At 47.9% G+C, this 3,940-nt stretch carries 1 protein-coding gene; it reads right to left on the bottom strand.

The genetic code is table 11. The features are described 5' to 3' along the window. Positions 1–3,940: Cna B-type domain-containing protein (locus tag AB5170_RS14595; protein WP_368365087.1), on the bottom strand; the 3,940-nt coding region annotated here is incomplete at both ends.

The following is a 3,940-nucleotide window of genomic DNA, read 5'->3' on the forward strand; positions in this document are numbered from 1 at the left end:
GGCTAAAGACTGTGTCAGCTGTAATAGTATAGCCATCTGGCGCTACGGTCTCGCGAAGGGTATATTTCTCACCGGTCTTAAGACCTGTTACTTCATGAGATTCCCAGGTGGAATCCCACTCGTCTACTACATTTCCATCTTTGTCAAGGATCTGGATATGAGCACCTGCCAGTTCTTTCTGGTCGGTAATATCCACTTTGCTGATCTTAACAGATGTGATTGTATTGGTAATGATAAATCCTTCTGTGGCATTTCCTGTTACTGCGGAAATATAACCAGCTGTTTTGCCAATTTCTTCTACTGTGTAGACAATATCCTTTCCAGCCTTCTTCTCATCAAGTTCGGACCAGGTGTAAGTCCACTTGTTCTCTGCGTTCAGGGTAATTTCCTCGCCGCTGTTTTCTCCATCGGCTTTCAGCTGAACCTTGATTTCCTTCGGTCTGTGACCGCCGCGGTCATCGTTATCAGCCCATGACTTGGTAACTGTGACGCTGGTCTTTCCTGGCGCATAGCTGTTGGTGATATCGTAGCCGGTGATCTCAGTTGTGTAATCTGCAACTGCATCCTCGGTTACCGTGTATAGAATTTCTTTTCCAGCCTCATATTTCGGCAGTTTTTCGAAGCTGTAGGTCCAGTTTCCATTTTCGTCTGCGGTTACGGTCTGGCTGTCCTTCTCCTCGCCGTTTGCAAGAAGTCTTACAGTGATGCTCTCCGGACGTTTGCCATCCTGATTGTCGGCATCGTTCCAGGTCTTGGAGCCCTTCGCCTCAGTTGTCTCGGTTGTGTAAGTGTTGGTGATGTTAAATCCGTCTACACTTGTTTCATAGCCTTCCACTGCTTCCTCGGTTACAGTGTAGGTAATTTCCTTGCCATTTGCATATTTCGGCAGGTCTTTAAAGGTGTAGGTCCAGTTTCCTGCTTCGTCTGCTTTTACCGTCTGCCTTGCTACGATCTCTCCGTTTGCAAGAAGGTTGACGATAATGCTCTCTGGACACTTGCCATCCTGATTGTCTGCGTCATCCCAGGTCTTGGTTACGGTGATGGAAGTTGTTTCTGGAGCGTAGGTGTTAGTCAGAGTAGTTACAGTTCCGTTCTTGCTGTTGTCGGTAAGTTCGTAACCTTCTAGGAGAGTTTCCTCTGTCCAGGTGTACTCGATTGCTTTTCCGTCTGCTTTTTCCGGAAGGTCAGATATAGTCTGTTTCCAATTGTTCTCGACGCTCAGGGTAACGGTCTTTCCGGTTTCTTTACCGTCTGCAAGAAGACTTACGGTAATGCTCTCCGGACGTTTTCCATCCTGATTTTCAGCGTCGTTCCAGATCTTGGTTACTGTTGCACTGGTCTTTCCTGGAGTGTAGCTGTTGGTAATGTTGCTGCCATCGTAGGTTGTAGTGTAATCAGTTACTTCCTCCTCAGCTACGGTGTAGGTGATTTCCTGGCCGTTTGCATATTTCGGCAGATCTTTGAAGGTGTAAGTCCAGTTTCCTGCTTCGTCTGCAGTTACGGCCTGGCGAGTTTTCTCTGTGCCATTTGCAAGAAGGATTACAGTGATGCTTTCCGGACGCTTGCCATCCTGGTTGTTTGCATCGTTCCAGGTCTTGGTTCCGGTAATCTCGGTGGTCTCTGGCTGATGAGTGTTAATGAAATTATAGCCATCACTCTCGGTTGTGTAGCCATCGACTGCATCCTCAGTTACGGTGTAAGTGATTTCCTGTCCGTTTGCATATTTCGGAAGGTCTGTGAAGCTGTAGCTCCAGTTTCCGTCTGCATCAGCACTTACACTCTGGCTCTTAAGCTTAGTTCCGTCTGCAAAAAGGTTTACGGTAATGCTCTCTGGACGTTTTCCATCCTGATTATCTGCATCTTTCCAGGTCTTGGTTCCGGTGATGGAAGTAAGCTCTGGAGTATGAGTATTGGTCAGAGTGGTTACCGTTTCGTTCTTGGAAGTTCCTGTCAAGCTGTAGCCTTCTGGAACATTAACCTCGGTCCAGGTGTAGGTGATATACTCTCCATCTGCTTTTTCCGGAAGACCAGTTATCGTCTGTGTCCAGTTGTTCGCAGCAGTAAGAGTAACAGTTTTGTTAGTTGGCGTTCCATTTGCAAGGAGAGCTACGGTAATGCTCTCTGGACGAATGCCATCCTGGTTGTCAGCGTCATCCCAGATCTTGGTTACAGACGCGCTGGTCTCACCTGGGGTGTAGCTGTTGGTGATGTTGTAATTATCATCAATAGTTGTTGTATAACCAGGTACGGTAAGCTCGCTTACCGTGTAGGTAATTTCCTGACCATTTGCATATTTCGGCAGATCGGCGAAGCTGTAGGTCCAGTTATCGTCAGCTGTTACGGTCTTGGTGTCTGTAATTATGCCATTTGCAAGAAGGTTGACGGTGATGCTCTTTGGACGTTTGCCATCCTGGTTGTTGGAATCGTTCCAGGTTTTGGTTCCGGTGATGTCGAGGGTTGCTGGTTTATGAGTGTTGGTGATGTTGTAGCCTTCTACCTTAGTCTCATAATCTGCAACTGCTTCCTCTCCTACTGTGTACTTGATTTCAGTTCCTGCTTCGTACTTCGGCAGGTCTGTGAAGCTATACGTCCAGTTGGTTGCTGCTGTTACATCAAGGCTCTTCACTACATTTCCATTTGCAAAAAGGCTGATCTTGATGCTGGTTGGACGTTTGCCATCTTGATTATTCGCGTCGTTCCAGGTCTTTGTTCCAGTGATGGAAACTTTTTCCGGAGCGTAGGTGTTAGTCAGGGTGGTTACAGTTCCGTTCTTTCTGGTGTCGGTCAGTTTGTAGCCTTCTGGCATGCTTCCCTCTGTCCAGGTGTACTCGATATCTTTTCCACCAGCCTTCTTTTCCAGATTCCCTACAGTTGCGCTCCAGTCATTCGCTTCTTTCAAAGTTACAGTATCCACTACTGCATTTCCATTCATCAGGTTTACGGTCAGTTCAACCGGGCGGGTTCCGTCCTGGTTGTTGCTATCATTCCATACCTTCTTGACCGTTGCTTCTGTCTTCTCAGTTTCATGGGTATTTGTGATCGTATACTCCGTCTTGTTTTCATTGGCTGTTACCGTCTTAGTATAGCCTCCCGGCACGCTTACTTCGTCTACACTGTACTCAATCTCGGTTCCGCTTGCCTTCTTCGCAAGACCATTCCAGGTATGGGTCCAGTTGTTTGCCTCATTCAGCTCTACCGGCTCTCCGCTCTCTTTACCGTCTGCTTTCAGCTGTACGGTGATGGAGTCTGGACGGATTCCGTCCTGGTTGTCACTGTCCGTCCATACTTTTCTTACGCTTACACTGGTCTCTTCCGGCGCATATTTATTAGTCAGCGTGGTTACAGTTCCGCTTGTCACACTTCCTTCAAGGCTGTAGCCTTCCGGCATGCTTCCCTCGCTCCAGCTGTAGCTGATGACCGTTCCGTTTTCCTTCTTTGGCAGGTTGGATACAGTTGCTTCCCAGCCGTTCTCTTCACTCAGGGTTACCGTAGACACTACTGTATTTCCATTCATCAGGTTTACGGTCAGTTTAGCCGGGCGTTTTCCGTCCTGATCATTGCTGTCGTTCCATACCTTCTTGACCGTTGCTTCTGTTGTCTCGGTCACATGGGTATTGGTGATCACATATTCCGTCTTGGCTTCATTTGCGCTTACCGTCTTGGTATATCCTTCTGGTACGCTCACTTCGTCCACCGTATATTTAATGTCGGTCTTATTTGCTTTCTTCGCAAGTCCGCTCCAGGTGTGGCTCCAATTATTCGCTGCATTCAGGTCTACCGGGGCTCCGCTTGCTGTTCCGTCTGCATAAAGCTGTACTGTCACACTTGCAGGTCTGATTCCGTCCTGGTTGTCGCTGTCTGTCCATACCTTCCTTACACTTACGCTTGTTTCTTCCGGTGCATAGGTGTTCGTCAGGGTGGTTACCGTTCCATCCACGGA

Source organism: Ruminococcus sp. RTP21484sp1_RTP21281st1_A8_RTP21281_210402, assembly GCF_040914025.1.
In the GTDB taxonomy this organism is placed as follows: Bacteria; Bacillota; Clostridia; order Lachnospirales; family Lachnospiraceae; genus Blautia_A; species Blautia_A faecis.